General features: G+C 70.5%; 19 protein-coding genes. 13 read left to right on the top strand and 6 right to left on the bottom strand.

Annotated elements, in window-relative coordinates:
• Positions 1-4 precede the first annotated feature (4 nt).
• The 3 genes from ACZ434_RS29725 to ACZ434_RS29715 all read left to right on the top strand — a co-directional run bounded on the left by ACZ434_RS29725 (position 5) and on the right by ACZ434_RS29715 (position 2,275).
• Positions 5-448, top strand: a complete 444-nt coding sequence (locus tag ACZ434_RS29725) for a GNAT family N-acetyltransferase (RefSeq protein WP_468461249.1) — start codon at positions 5-7, stop codon at positions 446-448.
• A 330-nt stretch (positions 449-778) separates the two neighbouring features.
• The gene (locus ACZ434_RS29720; RefSeq protein WP_468461247.1) at positions 779-1,348 is read left to right on the top strand and encodes a hypothetical protein; all 570 of its coding nucleotides are present in this window, start codon (positions 779-781) and stop codon (positions 1,346-1,348) included.
• A gap of 288 nt (positions 1,349-1,636) precedes the next feature.
• The gene (locus ACZ434_RS29715) at positions 1,637-2,275 is read left to right on the top strand and encodes a mycothiol-dependent nitroreductase Rv2466c family protein (RefSeq protein WP_468461245.1); all 639 of its coding nucleotides are present in this window, start codon (positions 1,637-1,639) and stop codon (positions 2,273-2,275) included.
• A gap of 473 nt (positions 2,276-2,748) precedes the next feature.
• Here ACZ434_RS29715 and ACZ434_RS29710 read toward each other — a convergent pair whose 3' ends face one another.
• Entirely contained in the window at positions 2,749-4,041 is a 1,293-nt protein-coding gene (locus ACZ434_RS29710; RefSeq protein ID WP_468461243.1) for an ATP-grasp domain-containing protein, read from the bottom strand.
• A 527-nt stretch (positions 4,042-4,568) separates the two neighbouring features.
• Here ACZ434_RS29710 and ACZ434_RS29705 point away from each other — a divergent pair.
• Entirely contained in the window at positions 4,569-5,501 is a 933-nt protein-coding gene (locus ACZ434_RS29705; RefSeq protein ID WP_468461241.1) for a 2OG-Fe(II) oxygenase family protein, read from the top strand.
• A gap of 85 nt (positions 5,502-5,586) precedes the next feature.
• Here the strand turns inward: ACZ434_RS29705 and ACZ434_RS29700 are convergent, their stop codons facing one another.
• Positions 5,587-5,874 carry a DUF6355 family natural product biosynthesis protein gene (locus tag ACZ434_RS29700; protein ID WP_468461239.1) on the bottom strand — a complete coding sequence of 96 codons (288 nt, stop codon included), beginning with the start codon at positions 5,872-5,874 and terminating at the stop codon, positions 5,587-5,589.
• A gap of 355 nt (positions 5,875-6,229) precedes the next feature.
• Between ACZ434_RS29700 and ACZ434_RS29695 the strand changes: the two genes are divergently transcribed.
• The 4 genes from ACZ434_RS29695 to ACZ434_RS29680 all read left to right on the top strand — a co-directional run bounded on the left by ACZ434_RS29695 (position 6,230) and on the right by ACZ434_RS29680 (position 10,047).
• Complete coding sequence (locus ACZ434_RS29695; RefSeq protein WP_468461237.1) at positions 6,230-7,759, top strand: FAD-binding oxidoreductase; 1,530 nt, start codon at positions 6,230-6,232, stop codon at positions 7,757-7,759.
• Positions 7,760-7,850: 91 nt separating this feature from the next.
• Entirely contained in the window at positions 7,851-8,810 is a 960-nt protein-coding gene (gene trxB / locus ACZ434_RS29690) for a thioredoxin-disulfide reductase (RefSeq protein ID WP_468461235.1), read from the top strand.
• Positions 8,811-9,160: 350 nt separating this feature from the next.
• Entirely contained in the window at positions 9,161-9,349 is a 189-nt protein-coding gene (locus ACZ434_RS29685; RefSeq protein ID WP_468461233.1) for a hypothetical protein, read from the top strand.
• Positions 9,346-10,047, top strand: a complete 702-nt coding sequence (locus ACZ434_RS29680; protein ID WP_468461231.1) for a restriction endonuclease — start codon at positions 9,346-9,348, stop codon at positions 10,045-10,047. Before ACZ434_RS29685 ends, ACZ434_RS29680 begins: the two co-directional genes overlap by 4 nt.
• A gap of 40 nt (positions 10,048-10,087) precedes the next feature.
• On the opposite strand, the gene ACZ434_RS29675 is transcribed toward ACZ434_RS29680, so the two are convergent.
• Positions 10,088-10,687 carry a hypothetical protein gene (locus tag ACZ434_RS29675; protein WP_468461229.1) on the bottom strand — a complete coding sequence of 200 codons (600 nt, stop codon included), beginning with the start codon at positions 10,685-10,687 and terminating at the stop codon, positions 10,088-10,090.
• A gap of 686 nt (positions 10,688-11,373) precedes the next feature.
• On the opposite strand from ACZ434_RS29675, the gene ACZ434_RS29670 reads away from it, so the two are divergent.
• From ACZ434_RS29670 to ACZ434_RS29660, 3 genes are all read left to right on the top strand, one after another.
• Entirely contained in the window at positions 11,374-12,033 is a 660-nt protein-coding gene (locus ACZ434_RS29670) for a hypothetical protein (RefSeq protein ID WP_468461227.1), read from the top strand.
• Positions 12,034-12,035: 2 nt separating this feature from the next.
• On the top strand, positions 12,036-12,581 hold the full coding sequence (locus tag ACZ434_RS29665; RefSeq protein WP_468461225.1) for a hypothetical protein: 546 nt from the start codon (positions 12,036-12,038) through the stop codon (positions 12,579-12,581).
• 422 nt (positions 12,582-13,003) lie between these two features.
• Complete coding sequence (locus ACZ434_RS29660) at positions 13,004-13,672, top strand: hypothetical protein (protein ID WP_468461223.1); 669 nt, start codon at positions 13,004-13,006, stop codon at positions 13,670-13,672.
• A 312-nt stretch (positions 13,673-13,984) separates the two neighbouring features.
• Here ACZ434_RS29660 and ACZ434_RS29655 read toward each other — a convergent pair whose 3' ends face one another.
• Complete coding sequence (locus ACZ434_RS29655; RefSeq protein WP_468461221.1) at positions 13,985-14,533, bottom strand: TetR/AcrR family transcriptional regulator; 549 nt, start codon at positions 14,531-14,533, stop codon at positions 13,985-13,987.
• A gap of 104 nt (positions 14,534-14,637) precedes the next feature.
• Here ACZ434_RS29655 and ACZ434_RS29650 point away from each other — a divergent pair, with 104 nt between their 5' ends.
• Positions 14,638-15,879, top strand: a complete 1,242-nt coding sequence (locus ACZ434_RS29650) for an MFS transporter (protein ID WP_468461360.1) — start codon at positions 14,638-14,640, stop codon at positions 15,877-15,879.
• A gap of 161 nt (positions 15,880-16,040) precedes the next feature.
• On the opposite strand, the gene ACZ434_RS29645 is transcribed toward ACZ434_RS29650, so the two are convergent.
• The gene (locus ACZ434_RS29645; RefSeq protein WP_468461219.1) at positions 16,041-16,829 is read right to left on the bottom strand and encodes a class I SAM-dependent methyltransferase; all 789 of its coding nucleotides are present in this window, start codon (positions 16,827-16,829) and stop codon (positions 16,041-16,043) included.
• An 83-nt stretch (positions 16,830-16,912) separates the two neighbouring features.
• On the bottom strand, positions 16,913-17,317 hold the full coding sequence (locus tag ACZ434_RS29640; RefSeq protein WP_468461217.1) for a VOC family protein: 405 nt from the start codon (positions 17,315-17,317) through the stop codon (positions 16,913-16,915).
• Positions 17,318-17,837: 520 nt separating this feature from the next.
• Here ACZ434_RS29640 and ACZ434_RS29635 point away from each other — a divergent pair.
• Positions 17,838-18,236, top strand: coding sequence for a YunG family protein (locus ACZ434_RS29635; protein ID WP_468461215.1), 399 nt, complete (start codon positions 17,838-17,840; stop codon positions 18,234-18,236).
• The last annotated feature ends 638 nt before the right edge of the window (positions 18,237-18,874 follow it).

Genomic DNA, 18,874 nt, shown 5'->3' with positions numbered 1-18,874 from the left:
GGACGTGCCCCCCGTACTGACCGATGTGGAACCCGACGACCGACGGATGACCGCGCACATACGGCCGCTGATCCGCACCCTGCGGCCCACGCTCACCGAGGAGGACTTCGACCGCTTCGCCGCCGAGGCACACGCGCAGGGCCTGGTGTTCACCGCCGCGTACGACGCCGACGGCCACTGCCTCGCGGTCGCCACGCACCGCGTCCTGGCGACCAGCCGCGGCCGGATCCTCTTCGTCGACGACCTCGTCACCCACCCCGACCACCGCTCGGCGGGCATCGCCACAGCCCTGATGACCCACCTCACGGAACGGGCCCGCGCCTCCGGCTGCCACCACGTCGAACTCGACTCCGGCACCACCAACGTCACCGCCCACCGCTTCTACCACGCCCGCGGCTTGACCATCGCGGCCCTCCACTTCACCCTGCCCGTCGCCACCGAGACCTGACGGTGCCCATCCCGCCTACGACCAGGGTGCGCATCGAAAGCTTCTCGAACTTCCCGGGCCCGGTGCCTGCGGTGGATCGAGCCAAGGACCTGGCCGGCGTCCGCATCCACGGCCCACCCTGCCCGCCCCGCGCCCATGATTTTTCCCGGCCCTGTGCGGCCGGTACCGCGTCGACGTCGCGCGGTGGTCGTGACCGGAGTCTGCTGCACCCGGCCTCGGACATCACATACCGCCACCACAGCCGGACGACCCGGTCTGGGTGCGGCTGCTCAGACCGGCTGAGTAGCAGAGCGCTGCCCCGTGTCCCGCCCAGCGGCTTTGATCGACAGCATGAAGTCGAAGATCGTGGTCCCCGTGCTCGGTGTCGCCCTGGTGGCTCTCCTCGGACTGACGGCCAAGGCATGCGAGACGATGCAAGGCGGGCCCGTTCACAGCACCGAGGAGTTCCGTGACCATGTGCGGGCCACCACCCGGGCCGGCGAGGGTGCCTACCGCGCGCTGTCCCCGGCACCGACCCAGGAGCCGTACGCCTCCCGGGAGGGCAGCTCCTCGTGCGTGGACGACTTCGGCTTCGACGGCACCGGCGTCAGCCGGCGCGAGCCCGTCTTCACCTGGGACCTGGACTTCGCCGGCGACGATGACTACCGCGCGGCGCTGGCATCCCTCCGGGCCACCTGGCTTGAGGACGGCCGCACCGTCGAGAGGGCCGGCAACGGCATCGCCGCCACCCTCGACGACGGCATCCGGGTCACCCTGCACCTCAACTCCTACGACGGTGAGCCCGAACTGCGCGCCGAAGGCACGTGTATGCGCTACAGGCACGACTACGGCGATGCATACGACTACTCGTACGACGACAACGGAGACGGGACGATCGACGAGTACGAGCGGCCGAACTAGGCGCGGGGAGCTGACGCGGGAACTTCTGAGAGCGGGCGATGGAACCGGTCAGGCAGCCGAAGAGGTCGGCTTGGCCACCAACGTCATCGACAACCGGACAGAGCTGCGGCGGGGGTTGCGCGCCTCCTTGCCGGCCCTCGACCGGACCTTGGCCGGACCCGTTGAGCGTGTGTACCCGCCGTCCCACGGCACCCGCGCCCCGGGCACCCGCACGTGGCGCGGTGGTCACGACCGAGGTCCGCGCCCCGCTGGAACGGGGCGTGGGTCACGCGGAAGGAGAACACGACCGTGCCCGCAGCCGCTCCCGCCCCCACTCCCGTCGACTTCTGGTTCGACCCCGTCTGTCCCTGGGCGTGGATGACGTCCCGGTGGCTGGTGGAGGTCGCCGCGCACCGGCCCCTCGACATCCGGTGGCATGTCATGAGCCTCGCCGTCCTGAACGAGGGCCGCGAGGACCTGCCCGAGCGCTACCGCCGGCTGCTGACCGAGGGGTGGGGGCCGGTGCGGGTGGTGACCGCGGCGGCGCAGAAGCACGGGGACGACGTCACCGGCCGTCTCTACACCGCGCTGGGCAACCGCATCCACCAGCAGGGGCTGGGCCCGAGCCGGGAGGCGATCGCGGGGGCGCTCCAGGAGGCCGGCCTCGCGCCGGGTCTGATCGACTACGCCGACCAGGACACGTACGACCGTGAGCTGCGGGCCTCTCACCAGGAGGGCATCGACCGGGTCGGCCAGGAGGTCGGTACACCGGTGATCTCCCTGCCCGGCCCCGACGGCACCGGGACGGCCTTCTTCGGTCCGGTCGTCACCCCCGCCCCGCGCGGCCGGGCGGCGCTGGACCTGTGGGACGCGCTGCTGCTCCTGGCCTCCACCCCCGGCTTCTGCGAACTCAAACGCTCCCGCCCCCACGGCCCGGTCTTCGACTGACGCCCTTGTTCCACAGGCATGGCCCTCGGCTCACATCTGCGCCCGCCCACCGGCGCCCCCGGCCCGCGTCGCCCGACCCCGTAGCGACGACGCGGGCCCTCACGCGCCCCGGCCTCCCACAGCCGGAATGCGAGCCTTCACCACCGGGGCCGTCGTCGTGGCGCGCCGCGGCGGATGGTCGTCCGGCCCTCAGCGACGTACGGGAATGCCCCGGGCCGTGTCCGGCCCGCGCCGCACGGAGGCCGCAGCCGGGGCGGGCTGCCCACGCGCCGGGCCCCGCCGACCCGGCCGTTCAGCCGGCCCCCGCCGCCGTTCCCGTCCGGCGGAGGGGGAGACCGCCGCGACCGCCGCCAGCGCGTGGAAGGCCGCGCGGCGCACCGCGAACAGCGCGCTCGGTACGGCGCGGATGCCGAGGCGTTCCGCAGCCGCCCGGCGCACCGGCACGCCACCGGTCCGCTCCGCGGCCCGATCCGTCACGGTCGCCCCCCGGCCGTCGCGTCGAACCCCGGGATCAACCGGATGCCCAGTGCCCGCTCCACCTGCCGGGTGACGGAGCGGGCCGCGGCCCGGTCGGGGGCGGCGACCATGAAGCTGGCCAGGTGCAGGCTGCGCTGCCGGCTGACCCGCTGGCCGGGTGTGAAGTGCGGGGAGACGTAGACGAGTTCGGGATACGCGCGCAGTACCGCGCCGACCGGCGTCTGCGTGGCCACCCGCCAGTTGCCCGCCGGGATGGGCAGATACCGCAGCAGGGCGACCCGGGTGAAGTCCGGCATCCCGGACGGCTGCAGGCCCAGCGCGGCGCGGCCGATCTCGGCGGCGTAGTCGTAGCCGGCCGCCACCTGGAACATGGTGGGCAGCGGGCCGCCCGCCCGCGCGTTGACCTCGATGACGACCGGCCCGTCGGCGGTCAGCGCGATCTCGGTGTGCACCGCGCCCGAGACCAGCCCGATCGCCCTGATCGCCCGGTCGGCGACGTCGACGACGGCCGCCCGGGTCGCCTCGTCCAGCCGGCCCGGCAGCAGGACGCCCTCCTCGGCGTAGCCGTGCTCCAGGGGCAGCCGGTCGGCGACCGCCAGGTGGTGGGCGGTGCCGTCGGCCAGCAGCGACTCCACGCTGCAGTAGGCCGCGTAGCCGCTGTCACCGTCGTTCTCCAGCGCCATGCGCTGCTCCAGCAGGTACGCCTCTTCGGACTGGAGGAAGGCGGTCTTCTCGGCGCGCGCGGCGGTGAAGGCGTGGATCAGCTCGGCGTACGTGGACACCAGCCGGACGCTCTGGCTGCCCGTGCCCAGGGAGGGCTTGAACACACCGGGCAGCCCGACGCGGGCGGCGGCCGCCGCGAGGTCCCGCTCGCTGGTGATGATCTCGAACTCGGGTGAGGGGATGTCGCGTTCGGCGAAGAGGAGGCGCTGGAGCGCCTTGGACTGAGCGATGGCCACCGCCTCGGGCGGGTTGCCGGGCAGGCCCAGGCGGAAGGCGATCTCCGCCTGCGGGCGCAGCAGCAGTTCGGAGTAGGTCACCACACCGCCCAGCGGCAGCCGGCCGTGCAGGGCGACGGCGGCCAGGACCGCCGCGTCCAGGTCGGCAACTTCCACGAACTCGCCGCGCAGTCCGCGCCGTTCCCAGTCCGCGCGGACCGGCTCGGCGGAGCGCCAGGCGGTGACGTGCACGACGCTGACGGCGTCGGTCAGCGTGGACAGGGAGTCGAGGGCCTCACCGGTGGCGTGGCCGCCGATCCCGGCGAGGAGCAGAACGTGAGGGGCACCCATGATGGTGAGGCCTTTCGTCCGATGGCGGGGAGGGACAGGAGCGCGCTCGGCCCGGCCGGCGGCCTGCCGGCTCGGATACCGGACCGCCCTGATCGGCGGGGCGTCGTCTCCACCGGAACCACGGGCCCGTCGCCCGGCTCCCTGGCCCGGTCCTGCTGTCGCGCCAGCGTCCGCCGGGCGCGCCGGGCAGCTCAAGGAAGCCGGGAGGAATGGGTCAGGTGACCTGTTCTCGCGGCCTGTCTGCACGGCCGCCCGGGCTGTCGCCGACACGGTCCGGGTCCGCCGTCAACACGGTGGAGACGAATGCCGGAAGTTGCCGGATTCCCCGCCCTCCGTTGGCCGTCCGGCACATGCCCCGCCTACTTTCGAAGTTCGGCGGGCCCCCGCGCACCAGACGCGCAGGACCCGTCCACCGGACGTGCGGGGAGCCGGGACGCCCCGCCGCCACCGGCTCCCGCACGCACCGCACCCGCTGCTCTCCTCCCGTAGGACCGACGGAAGACCCGCCGCCCGTGAAGGGACGGAACATGCTCAAGGAAATCGACCTGGAACGGCCCGGCGGCCGGCAGCACCTGCGCGGCGCACTGCGCGACGGGTTCTTCCTCGTCCGCAACACCGTTCCCGAAAGCCTGCTGGACGAGGCGTACGCCTTCCTGCTGGCCTTCTTCGCCCTGACCCCCGACGCCAAGGCCACCTGCCGGCCGGCGGGCGGCAACGGCCAGGCCGGCTACACCCCACCCCTACCGGAGCGCACCGGGAACCGGAGCCCCGGCCCCGCGCCCGACTGGCAGGAACTCTTCCACTGGGGAACGCCGTTGCCCGCCCGGCACCCGCTGCGCCTGCGCTACCCGGCCCGCTACCCCGACCCGTACTTCCCCGACCACCTGGTGCCCGGCATCGGCTCCGCGCTGCGCGAGCTCCACACCCGCCTGCTGCGCTTCCAGCACGACGTCGTCCGCACCCTCGCCGGCGCCCTCGGCGCCCACCCCGACTACTTCACCGACATGCTGGAGGACGGCCCCGCCGTCAACCGGGCCGCCTGGCATCCCCCGATGGACCAGGCACCCTCCGCACGCCGGGTGTGGGCGACGGAGCATCAGGACGTCGACCTGATCACCGCCCGGCCCAGGGCGACCGCGCCCGGTCTGGAGGTCCTGGTCGACGGCGAGTGGCTGGCCGTCGACGCGCCGCCCGGCTACGCCGTGGTCAACGTCGGCACGGCCCTCGACCGCCTCACCAACGGCTTCGCCCGCGCCGCCGTCCACCGGGTCATGGCCCAGCCGGGCCAGAGCGGAGGCCGCCTGTCCCTCGCCCAGTTCTGCCACCCCGCCCCCTGGACCGCCCTCACTCCCCTCCCCGTCCCGGACACCGCCCCGTCCCCCCACCGCTTCGCCACCCTCACCGCGGACGAGCTCTTCCAACGCAGCACGTACCGCACCCACCACCACCTGGCCCCGTGACCGCGCACGCATGCGTACGGGGAACGGCCGTGGTGACCGTCCCCCGCACGCATCCGCCGAACGCCAGCGCTTCACCCCATCCGCATCAGCACGTACGCCCGGTGTACCAGGCACCGTCGACATCGGAACTGGCGCCGATCCAGGTCACCCCCGGCCCCACACACTGCTCGCTGTTCGGACCCCAGTCGTCGATCTCGATGACGATGCGTGAGCCGTCCGAGGTGCAGTGGTTGTAGTACGCGTCGGAGTGGGTCTCGTAGAAGCCGCAGGGGTTCGCCGCGGCCGTACCGGCGCTCACGGTGACCGCACCGGCCGAGGCGAGGAAGAGGGCGACGGAACCAAGGGCACCGGTCGCCATACGACGAAGACGCAAGGGGAGCTCCAAACAGGTAGGGGTACGGGAGTTCCGAACCGCAGGACGCCTGCGGATCCGCTGTCGACGCCCGAGAGTGGCAGCTGAGAGCAGCCGTTTCGATGCTCGGTGGCGCCGTTCACCCGACGAATCGATTCGCTTCTGCGCCGACCGGTTGGTCTTCGCCGGTTCCTCGTACGCCGGGACGGAAGCGGTGTGCGGACTCCCCTCCGCCCTCCTCACGAGCGGGGTCGAGATGACGCATTCCGCCCCGGTCCCGCCGTATCTCCCCCGGCCTCCCGGATGCTGCACCTGAACCCCACCACCGCGCGCGCCCACCCCACCCCAGCCCCGGACCTCACGGAGAGTGATCCCCATGCTCAGCCGACGCACCCTCATACGGGCCTCGGCCGGCACCACCGCCGCAGCCGCCCTCACCGCCACCACCGGCGGCGGCCTCGTCCTCGCCGCCGCCGGTACCGCGGTGCCCTGGAGCACCCTGCGGCACCGCCTCACCGGCCCGCTCGTCCTGCCCGACGACGCCGGCTACGACACCGCCCGGCAGCTCCAGCTCGCGCAGTTCGACGCCGTCCACCCCCAGGCCGTCGCCTACTGCGCCACCGACGCCGACGTCGCCGCCTGCATCCGTTTCGCCCAGGACAACGGCCTGGCCACCGCCGTCCGCAGCGGCGGCCACAGCGCCGCCGGCTACTCCACGAGCCCCGGCCTCGTCATCGACGTCTCCCGCCTCAACAGCGTCCGCGTCGGCGGCTCCACCGTCCACCTCGGCGCCGGCAGCCAGGGCGTCGACGCCGTCAACGCCCTCGCCCCGTACGGCATCCAGGTCGCCGGCGGCACCTGTCCCACCGTCGCCATGGGCGGCTGGATCCAGGGCGGCGGCCTGGGCTACGCCTCCCGCAAGTACGGCATGGGCTCCGACCGGCTCGTCTCCGCCCGCGTCGTCCTCGCCGACGGCCGCACCGTACGCGCCTCCGCGACCCGCGACGCCGACCTGTTCTGGGCGCTGCGCGGAGGCGGCGGCGGGAACTTCGGCATCGTCACCGCCTACGAGGTGCGGCCCGTACGGATCCCGGTCCTGACCCTCTTCAACCTCAACTTCCGCTTCACCGACGCCGTCCAGGTGATCCTCGCCTGGCAGGACTGGATGACGTCAGCGCCCCGCGAACTCGCCTGCGAGCTGATGTTCCTGCACTCCACCGACGCCCCCGCCGGCACCGAGCCCAACGTCGTCCTCACCGGCGGCTTCCACGGCACCAAGGGCGACTGCGACCGCCTCCTGGACCGTCTCACCACCGCGGTCGGCCACCCCGGCATCAGCCGCACGAGCAGCGAACTCCCCTACACGCAGGCGATGATGCAGGTGTACGGCTGCGGCGACAAAACCGTCGACGCATGCCACCGCGTCGGCTTCACCCCCGAGGGCCAGCTCCCCCGCGACTCCCACACCACCCAGCGCAACCAGTTCTTCGACCGGCCGTGGACGCCCGCCACCGCGCAGGCCGCCCTGGACGCCTTCACCGCCGACCCGGCCCCCGGCCAGTTCCGCTTCCTCGGCGTGTTCCCCTACGGCGGCCGCATCAACGAGGTCTCCCCCACCGCCACCGCGTTCGTCCACCGCGACGCGGTGCTCAACGCCGGTTACGCCGTCACCCTGCCCACCCCCGACCCCGCCCCGGACGACCGCGCACGGGCCCAGGCCTGGGTGAACAAGGCGTACACCACCCTGGACGCCCACTCCAGCCACCGCTCGTACCAGAACTACATCGACCCGTCCCTCACCACCTGGCGCGAGGCCTACTACGGCGAGAACTACGCCCGCCTGCGGGCCGTCAAGCGGACCTACGACCCCCACCGCTTCTTCGACTTCGCCCAGGCCATCGACTGACCCGCCGACGCCCCTCCCCCCTACCCGCCCACCTTCGCCCTCTCCCCACCCGCCTTCGCCCACTCCCGACCGACCGAAGGAAGGACCCACCGTGCCCCGCACCGGCGACCACATACGCGACGTCATCATCATCGGCTCCGGCCCCGCCGGGTACACCGCAGCCCTCTACACCGCCCGCGCCCAGCTGTCCCCGCTCGTCTTCGCCGGCTCCCTCCTCGTCGGCGGCGCCCTCACCACCACCACGGAGGTGGAGAACTTCCCCGGCTTCCCGGACGGAGTGATGGGCCCCGACCTGATGGACCGCATGCGCGCGCAGTCCGAACGGTTCGGCGCCGAGATCGTCGACGAGGACATCACCGCGGTGGACCTCACCGGCAGGATCAAGACCGTCACCGACTCCACCGGCACCGAGCACCACGCCCGCACCGTGATCGTCGCCACCGGCGCACAGCACCGCACCCTGGGCCTCCCCCGCGAGGACACCTTCTCCGGCCGGGGTGTCTCCTCCTGCGCCACCTGCGACGGCTTCTTCTTCAAGGACCGGGACATCGCGGTCGTGGGCGGCGGCGACACGGCGATGGAGGAGGCCACCTTCCTCACCCGCTTCGCCAGGTCCGTGACCATCGTCCACCGGCGCGACACCCTGCGCGCCTCCAAGGTCATGCAGGAACGCGCCCTCACCCACCCGGACATCTCCTTCGCCTGGAACAGCGAGGTCACCGAGCTCCACGGCGAGGACCGCCTCACCTCCCTGACCCTGCGCGACACCCTCACCGGCGAACTCCGCCCCCTCCCGGTCACGGGCCTCTTCGTCGCCATCGGCCACGACCCCCGCACCGACCTCTTCAAGGGCCAACTGCACCTCGACGACGCCGGTTACATCCAGGTCGAGTCCCCCTCCACCCGCACCGGCGTCCCCGGCGTCTTCGCCGCGGGCGACGCCGTCGACCACACCTACCGCCAGGCCGTCACAGCCGCCGCCACCGGCTGCGCGGCAGCCCTCGACGCGGAACGCCACCTCGCGGACCACCCCGACATCAGCCTCTGCTGACCGCACGGTCCGCCAGCCGGGCAACTCCTCGCAGTACGGCCAGAAGATCATCGTCGGTCATGTCGTCACCGTCCTCAGACCTCAGCCTCGCGGTCCAGCGCGCCGCCGGCTCCTCCAGCTCGGCAGAGCCCGCGCCGGCCCCCGGCGACAGATACCTGTACCGCCCCCGAGCCGATCACGTTCGGCGTCTGTTCGGTGACGCGTTGTCAGTGCCGGCTGCCATCATGAGCGGTCGTACGGGGAGTTGGGACGAGGGGGAGGCTTGCATGCCTTGGGTACGGCCGTACGTACGCTCCGACGGGACACCGGTGCGCGGGCACTCGCGGTGGGCTCCGGGAGCGAGACGGGAGATGACGATCTTCGGGGCTGTGGCGCTGGCTGTCGTCGCGCTCGGCAACGGTGGTTCCACCGGGCCGGGCGAGGAGGCCCCCCGGCCGCAGCCGACGACGCAGTATCCGGTCCGGTTCGACGACGTCCCCCCGGTGCGGGTACAAGAGCCGCAGCCCACGGTGTCGTACCCGATCCGGTGGGAGCGGTGACCCGGCGGCGGCCGCCGGTACGGCGGCGCACGCGTCGGCCCAGCAGGAAGCAGCGGCAGCGGGACACCCAGTTGATCGTCTTCGCCGTCGCGGCGACCGCTGCCATCGGCCTGACGGTCATGGTGGTCAACTGGCTGCTGGCCCACTGGTGGGTGCTCATCGTGCTCCTGGCGCTCGCCGTGCTGCTCGGGGCCGGCCGGCTCCACCAGCGGCAGCAGAGGGCCCGCTGGGAGGCCGTACGGGCTCAGGGCCTGCGCTACGGGCTGCCCCAGCTGGACGCCCTGCACCACACCCGGTTCGAGGACGCGGTACGGGACCTGATGCGCCGGGACGGCTGTCAGGACGCCCTGCGGGTCGGCGGACGGGGCGACCTGGGGGCGGACGTGAAGGCCACGGATCCGTTCGGACGCCGCTGGGTGATCCAGTGCAAGCACCGCCGCAACGGGGCGGGCGGTGCTCCGGTGGGCACCCCGGACCTCCAGGTGCTCAACGGCACGGCCCGTCAGGTTCACGGCGCGGACGTCGCGGTGATCGTGACGAACGGCCGGGTGACCGCCCCGGCCGTGACCTTCGCCAAGGAGCAGCGCCTGCACGTCGTGGACCGGCAGACCCTGGCCGTCTGGGCATCGGGCTCCCGCCCCCTGTGGGAACTCCTGCGCGCGGTACCGCCCCCGCGCCGCCCGACGTCACTGAGCTGAGGAACACGACCCGGCCTCGCCCCTTCCTCCCTGCCCGCCACTACTCCGCTTCGGCGGCAGGCAACAGGTTCAGGGCCTCGGCAAGCTGGCGTACGGTCACGGAGCCGGTCTCGGGCAGGCCGGCCTCCTGCCAGGCCTGCCGGGCCGCCTCCTTGTCACCCTCGGCCGCCGCCAGCACGTTCTCCTTCGCGCTGTGCTCGTGCACGGGATCGGTGTCCGGACCGAAGTCGGTGAGATGGACGACGGTACGCACCTGAAGCTTGGCATTGGACGCCATCTGCTCGTTGAGGCGGTACACCCGCAACCGGTGCCCTACGAGCGTCCTGGCACGCTCGATCATCGCCCGTCCGGCGTCCGTATCCCCACGATCAGTGCGCAGGTGCTCCAACTCGCCTGAGGTGTTCCGGACCACCAACAGACCTCGGGTGCTGGTGACCTCGATGCGCACGGTGAGCAGGGTCGCCGTGAACTGCTTCGCTGCGTCCAGCCGTTGCAGCTCCAGCCCGACACCGTCCGCGAGGGTATAGAGGTTGATGGCCTGGGCCCTGACCCGCTCGCTCCAGGCGGCTTCTTCTCCGGGCGGACAAGGACCGACCGCACGCGCGGCGGCAAGGGTCAGTTCGAGGTCACGAGGGTTCACGTACCCCATTCTCCCCGCGCTCGACACCAAAGCCGCACACCACTCCCTCCCCCACCGGCCCGCGCACACCCGCACGCAAGGCACTCGTGCCCTGGCTGCTCATCACCTGAGCCACACGGAAACCAGCACCCTTCCCACTCAGCGGAGCTGACGTGCCACCACCGAAAGCTGCCGTCCCACAGAAGCCACAACCCCGGCACTCCTCGACGCGAACGGTGTGCGCCACGACGATACGGATTCGCGTCGAGGAGTGCCGGGGGCAGCGGGGTCCAGGGGCCGGCGAAGGCCCCTGGTACCACCGGCCCTTACCAGCGAGGTGGTGCACCACAGACGTCGGAAAGATGCCATCGAGCATGCGCCCACAGGACGGGCGGAAGAGACGCACCCGCGCTTATAGAGAATAGAGCGGTTTGCATCGTCGCAGGTCAGAGGGGGTGACGAGGCCTCAGAACTTGACTCCCAAGTCATTTTCAGGCTCCGGAAATTGCGTCTGGGGTCAAGTTACCCCGGGTGGATTGCGACCTAGACGCGCAATCTCGCGACGGTCGTCGGAACCCCCTCCAACATGACTCCCACGTCATGTTGGAGGCGCGTAACGCGCACATAGGTCGCGTCGTTGCTATCTATCTGCGCGATCACTACTGTTCTGTGCGTCTAGGTTTCGATCTTGAGGAGCATGTAGCGCGATGTCCGCACAGCCTCAAGGGGACCCCCGCAGGGTCCCCGGCACGTCCCCACCCCGTGCCCCGAGCCCCAGCAGCCCGTACGCCAGCACGCTCGGCCCGAGAAAGAACCTCGTCGAGCTGCCGGTCGGGCACACGGCGGAGGTCAAACCCCCTGTCACCGCAGGGGACTTCGTCGGCAAGTACTTCGCCCAGGACAGCCTGGAGTTCCTGCGCTGGGCGGCCAGGTACTTCAGGGACGACAACGTCACCCTGTGCGTACTGCTGTACATGATGGGAAGCCAGGAAGTGGGAGGCGCCGTCGAGCTCAGGCAGAGCGAGATCGCTGCCGAGCTGGACATGGACCCCGCCCAGGTGTCACGGGCTCAGTCCAAACTGAAGAGACTGGGATTGGCCTACTCTCCCAAGAAGGGGTCGATCCAGCTCCAGCCGGCCGTCACCCTCCGGGGAGGCTACCGACTGGTGAACCGTCCCGCTCGCGGGTCGGCGGCCAAGAGTGTCAAGGTCCAGGTGGAACAACTGAGCCTTCTCAATGAACTTGTGCTCGATCCCGATGTCCCAGCAGAGTTCAGAGGTATGGCTCTCCCGGGCGCACAACTACCCAAACCGTCGTCGAGGACGCGCAAGCGCAAGCGTACGGAGAAGAAGAAGCCGGAGGCGTGAGGATGAGGACTGCAGCGTCTGCGAACCCGGAGCCGCCGGAGCTGACATACGGCACCTTCAACGGCTTCGCGTACATGCCCGCGATGCCGGGGATCGCCTACCGCGTGCTCTTCCGGCTCCTGGGAACCCAGGAGCCCGGAGGCCGCTGCCTGGTGACCGAGGAGGAGCTCGCCGAGGCCCTGGACGTGCACCGCTCCATGGTGGGCCGGGGCCTCCAGGCCCTGATCCTGGCCAAGCTGGTGTTCCGCCAGGCCAAAGGCATCTACTTCCTCAACCCGATGATCAGCGGCGCGCGCAGTGTCACCGAGCACCTGGAAGCCATCGGGACACTCGACCCCTCGGACCGTCTCGACGTCGACGACTACCAGGAGCGTTACGAGGCCTCCGTCGCCCAGGCCGAGAGGGAGAAGAAGGAAAAGCGCCTGGGCCGCAAGACCGCGTCCGCCCAGCCGAAGCCGACCAAGGCCGACGCCCCCGAGGGGTCCGCCGAGGTACTGAGCCTCTCGACAGCCCGCGGCAGGTCACGCCGAAGGCCAGCACGCCCGTAACCCAACCCACCCACCACACCATTGAGGCCCCCGCCGAAGCGGGGGCCTCAATGTGTCTAGGTTTCGCCCCCCAGCTTACCCCCTCCCCCACCGGACCACTACTGGAGACCTTGGCCCCGACCCGACAGCGTCGGCCGATAAGGCCTACGGCAACGGTCCCTGCCGTCGGTATCCAGCGCGGGTACGTCTTCCTCGGGGGCACCGTCACCACGGCCGCCCTGGTCACCCGGCTCGGCATCTGACCGAGTGCCTCGACGTCAGCGCACCGAGGTGCCCGGTGCCAACGCCAGGCCCGCTGCCGCGAGGAAGTCCTCAAGGCTGATGACACCGCTACCAGTACCGTCGTCGGCCGGTGCGATGCCGTGCGGCACAGGTCACGGCTTCGGGCCGGGTTGTCAGACGCCGCTGCCACACTTCCGGTCATGAGCGATGACGGATTCGAGTGGATACAGCAAGACCTCGCCCCCTGGGGCTTCTACCTGGAGATGGTCAAAGGCGTGAGCGTCGAGGAGCTGGCGGCGATGCGGGGGGCGGATCCCGGCCTCGGCATCATGTCTCCTGACACGTGCAACACGGCGTTGCACCAGTCCAGCAACATCCCGGACTGGGCCAGGCTGGGCGAGCACGCAGGGTGGGCCTTCGCCTTGTGCGGGGGTGGCGACGGCTTCTACCCGCGCCACCCTGACCACGTGAAGCATCTGTGGGAGGGCCGCACATGGCTGACCATCCAGGACACCATGATGGACCCGCCCACCGTCGACGTGATCGTGGACGGAAAGCTGGACTGGAGCTACTTCGACGGCGAGGTTCACGAGGCGGTCAGGGCGGATCATCCCCTCACTCAGCGGATGATTGCCGAGATCGGGCTCGGCAGCGTCGACCCGGACCCCGACTTCCCCGACGAGCCTGACGAGTGGGGGCTGCATGTCCCGGACATCCGGGACGTGTACCGGCTGACAGGTGAGCACTACGAACTGAGCCTCCCCCGCAGGACGATCGCCGACAAGGAGCTGGCCGGGGTCTTCACCTCCCCGCGCGTGTACGCCAACGGGGAGCCGAACACCAGGTACGACAACATCCGCCTGCCCTGACCTCAAGCCGCCTCTTGCGACAGGAGGACCGCACCCGTGTCGTGGAACGTCGGCGACGGGTCAAGGTGGCCGGGGGAGCCGACCGGATGAGAGACGGGCACTCACGGATTATCACGCCGTGATAATCCGGACCTGGGGTCGAGCGCCCGGTGCCCCGAGCCGGGAGTTGACGGACTTCCACGGGGTGCGCGTCGACTCGGCGACGACCCGGGCCCCGGCAGCGGCCGGCTTCTCCATGAGTCGCGCCGGCGTCGCTTCGCGGACCCCGGCTGCGCGCTCCTACGCTGACCACGGCGGAGCCGGCACTCGCCGCTAGCTGCTGACCGCCCGCACGATGGCGGCGACGTCCTGACGGCTCATGGGTTCGGTGTCCATGGAATTGTGGATACTCAGCCCCTCCACCAGCGCATCCAGCGCTCTGGCCGTCCTCGCGTCGAAGTGCTGGCTCAGCGACGCACGGCTGGCCCGCATCCAGGACCGTATGACCTCGAGCAGCGCGGGGTTCCGGGAGGCGAAGGCGTACAGCTCGTAGCTGAGTACGAGCTCCCGGGGGCTGCCCCAGAGCGTGCCGCAGATGATCTCCACCACGGCGGCCCGCGCCTCCTCCACGTTCCCCGCCGCCTCCAGCGGCTCCCGGTAACGGGCGGACATGGACTCCGCGAGCCGGGTGAACGCCTCGACGAGCAACTGCTGCCTGCCCTCGAAGTAGTACGTCATGGACCCCAAGGACACCCCCGCGGCCTCGGCGATACGCCTGTGGGTGGCACCAGTGACCCCGTACTCGGCGATCACGTCGAGGGCCGCATCGACGATCCGGTCCCGGCGTCCCGGATCGTTGGGGCCCCGCGAACTGCCCGACATCGAATCTCCCCTTACTACACTCCCCACCGGCATGTACGTTTGTACATACTTTCCCGGGGGTGGCTACGTCCTCGGCTGCCTCACGTCTGGATCGAGCCCCAGTGATAGACCTGGCCACGCGCCGCCGCCGCACGGCATTGTTCCTCTTCTTCCTCATGCCAGGCCTGTCGATCTCCTCCTGGGTGACACGCACACCCGATATCAGGGACCACCTGGGCGCTTCCACCGCGGAGATGGGGATCGTCCTGTTCGGCCTGTCCGTCGGCTCCATGCTCGGCATCCTCAGCTCCGGAGCGCTGGTGGCCAGGTTCGGAACCCGGCCGGTCATGGGTGCGGGAACCGTGCTCGTCATCCTCAGCATGGTGGTGATCGGCTGCGGAACGCTGTGGTCCTCCGCGCCCGTTGTCACGGCGGGGCTCTTCCTCTTCGGCGCCGGCACGGGCGGCGGCGAGGTCGCGATCAACATCGACGGCGCCGAAGTCGAACAGATCACCGGGCGCACGGTCCTGCCCACCCTGCACGGCTTCTTCAGTCTCGGAACCCTCGTCGGCGCAGCACTCGGCATTCTCTGCACCGCCGTCGGATTCCCCGTGCACTGGCACCTGACAGTCATCGCCATGGCCACCGCGGCAGTGTTCGCCTACGCCCTGCGAGCCATCCCCCACGGCGTCGGCCGAACCCGTGGCACCCAGCAGACCGACATCGCGGAAGAGCTGCCGCGTCCGGCGGTCTGGAAGGACCGGCGCCTGCTGCTGATCGGCGGCATCGTCCTGACCATGGCCCTGGCCGAGGGTGCCGCCAACGACTGGCTGCCCCTGCTCATGGTCGACGGACACGGCATGGACCCCGCCCTCGGATCGGCCGTCTACGCCGGTTTCGCCGCAGCCATGGCAATCGGCCGCTTCGGCGGAGGCTTCTTCATCAACCGCTACGGCCGCAGCGCCGTCGTCCGCGCCAGCGCTGTCTCCGCTGCCCTCGGCCTCGCCGTCGTCATCTTCGGCGACAGCCCCCTCCTCGCCGGAGCAGCCGTCCTCTTCTGGGGGCTGGGCGCCTCACTCGGATTCCCCCTCGCCCTCTCCGCGGCGGGCGACTCCGGGCCCCACTCGGCCGCACGTGTCAGCCTCGTCGCGATGATCGGGTACGTCGCCTTCCTCGTAGGACCTCCTGGCCTGGGCTTCCTCGGCGACCACTATGGACTGCGCGCGGCGATGACCGTCGTCCTGGCCTTCGTAGCCGTTGCGATCTTCCTCGCCCCCGCCGTCAACACCCCCCGCAAACCGACGCCCCCCACGCCTGGCTCACAGCCCGCACCGGTCGACGCACACCACAGCCGCACCGAGCACTGACCCCGGTAGCCAGGCGCCAGACGCGTGACCCACGCAGGCCGGCGCATCCGCAGGAACCTCGGGATCTCTGCCAGGGCCTCACGGATTATCACGGCGTGATAATCCGGAGCTGGGTAGGCGAGCCGAAGCCGACACCCTCAAGCGACGGTACGAACGCTTCCCTACCCTCGCCGGCGCGCCTCGATGAGGAAGCGTTGCGAGTGAGCCACGAACGGACCATGGCGCTCGATGAAGGAGTGAAGTTCCGCGAGGCGGTCGCGGTAGGCGTCCACCGTGAATCCGGGAACGATCCAGATCACCTTACGCAGGAAGTGGACCACCGCCGCGATGTCGTGGAACTCCATCCGCAGAGCTTCTTGGCGTACGTCGACGACGTCCAAGCCCGCCGCCTCCGCGGCGGCCACCGCAGCGATCGGGCTGGTACCGGAGCGGGTGGCTGCCGCCGGCAGCGGGTGCGGCGGCGACGGTGGCGGCTGAGGCTCCATCATGAACTCGGTCAGCTCCCGCACCGAACCGGAGCCGACGTGTTGAGCCAGGTACACGCCGTCCGGGCGGAGCACCCGTCGCACCTCGTCCCAGCGGGTCACCACGGGGTGCCGACTGACCACCAGGTCGAACGACTCCTCCGCGAAGGGCAGGTCGGCCGCATCCTCAGTCGCGACGACGGCCGCGTCGAACTTCGCCAGGGTACGGCGGGCGATCGCGAGGTTCGGAGGCCAGGACTCCGTCGCCGCCAGCACCGGCGGGGCGACAGGGACCGAGGCGAGCACCTCGCCGCCACCCGTCTGGATGTCCAGCCCGGCCGCCGCCCTCGCCATCCGCTCTGCGAGCAGCCCCGCATAGCCCCATGACGGCCGCTGTTCGCTGGCACGCCCTGTGAACCAGGAGAAGTCCCACCCCGCGGTCGGGACGGCCTCGCCTTCCTCCACCAGCTCCTCGAACGTGCGCATGCACCAAAATGGCAGGCGTCGGCGGCGTACGCATCCGGGTTTCGAAGGCTCACCATCCGGCGCCATGCACGGCCGCACGACGCCTAATCGTCGAGCTCGGTGAAGAGAGTCAGCTGAAGAGCGCCCGGCGCCTCAAGCCGGGAGTTCAGCGAGTTCCACGGGGTGCGCGTCGGCTCGGCGACCACCCGGGCTCCGGCGGCAGCCAGCTTCTCCGTGGTGGCGACGGAGTCGTCGACCTGGAAGGCGACCCGAATGTGCCCGGCCACGGGTCGCCCGACCTCGACTTCGTCGATGAAGGCAGCGTGGTTCGGGTCAGTCAGCTCCAGAGTGGCTCGGCCGGCGTCGAGGATCGTGACCCGCCCGTCAGGGGAGGCGAACGCGCCGCGCTCGGTCAGGCCGAGGACGTCGCGGTAGAAGTGCAGCGCCGCATCGTAGTCGGCTGCCGTGACCACCAAACGGAGTTCGTGGACGGTCGGTTCATCGGGCATGTCGGCTCCGCTCCTCGGAGGACGTGGGTACCGACTCGTCAACCTGACGATCGACCGGACGATTCCCCGTCGGACGGTTCGATGACCACGACGACACAGCGACCACGCGCCCAGGCGTTCACGATTATCACGGCGTGATAATCCGGACCTGGGTCGGCACTTATCACGGCGTGATAATTCTTCAGCCCCTGGAAGGGACCTGTGCACACGTACTGCGTGAGGTTCTCAAGGGGGCCTTGCGCAGCCACGCGCCACGGGGCGGTCGGCAGTCGGTCCAGGGCTTGCTGGACCACCCTCGAGTCGGCTGGGACAGGTGACAGGGACGAGACGCGGTTGGCAGGTCCTCACGGAGGACGCCGTCGGGCCTGCTGCCTGACGCGTGGCCGACAGGTGTCCACGGACAGTGGGACATCCGGGTGAGCGGACCATTTGAAGTCGAAGTCCTTGCCGACAGACAGCTGATCTCCCCGCCCGGCATGACTTCGTCTGTGGTGTCAGTAGTGGCTGCGATGCTGGCGGCATGACGCCTTGGAACCTGCATGATCTCGACAAGGCCTTGCGTGCCGGCTGGGCCGCCGACACCTGCTCGCCCGACGACCAGGCCGACTGGCAGCCGGGCAACCCGGCCTGGGGACACTGCGACATCACCGCTTTGATCGTCAACGACGTCTTCGGCGGTGACCTCATGGTCGGGGAGGTGCACCTTGACGGAACCCAGCACGGTTTCCACTGGTGGAACCGGCTGCCCAGCGGTGTGGAACTCGATCTGACACTCGAACAGTTCCAGCGCGGACAGACGGTCACGGCTGCCCGGGTAGTCGAGCGCCCCCCGGGCCCGCTGCCTCGCCGCTGGAAGGAGTACCTCCTTCTGCGTGAGCGTGTGATCAAACATCTTGGTCCGCTTCCGGAGCCCGTCTGAGGAGATGGGGGATCAACTCGTCTGGTTCAGCGGGACGACGCCCTGAGCGGTCAGCCGGGCACCGCACCCCGCACACAGAAAGACGACCACAGTGCCTCCGCCTCCGGACCAGGGGCATCCATCCTTGCTGTCCGGCAGAGATCGCCCAACGAGTTTCCCGTCCCGTTCGCCGTCACCCAGGACGGCGATTATCACGGCGTGATATTCCGGCGGAGTCGGCAGCCCCCAACCCATACGGGCACAGCGGCGCATGGGGACCCTCCTGCTGTGCTGAGCCACCGCGGATCAGGGTGCAGCGGAGATGGTGGTCGTGACGATCCCGCCGGATGCGCCATCTCTTCCGTGGTATGAGCGCGAGGTCGGACGGCCTGACATCACCCACCAGGCGTTCCGCCGTGTCCGCGAAGGCCCAGCCCCTCGCGTACACGGTGCCCCCGATGTCGAGCCACTCCATGCGGAGGACCGGTCGGCTCAGGATGGTCTCGAACCAGGCGGCACACCGCTCGGCGAGCTGTTCCGGTGTCCCGCTCGCGCGGAAGTACCGATGGCGTCCCGCTGTGTGGTGTAGGGGATCTCCGCGGTTGAGTGCGCGGGTTCTGCTCCCTGGGGTGCACCGTCTGCCGGTGTCTGCTCCCTGC

The organism is Streptomyces sp. NPDC030893 (assembly GCF_055571535.1).
This window is presented reverse-complemented; position numbering and strand designations above follow the sequence as displayed.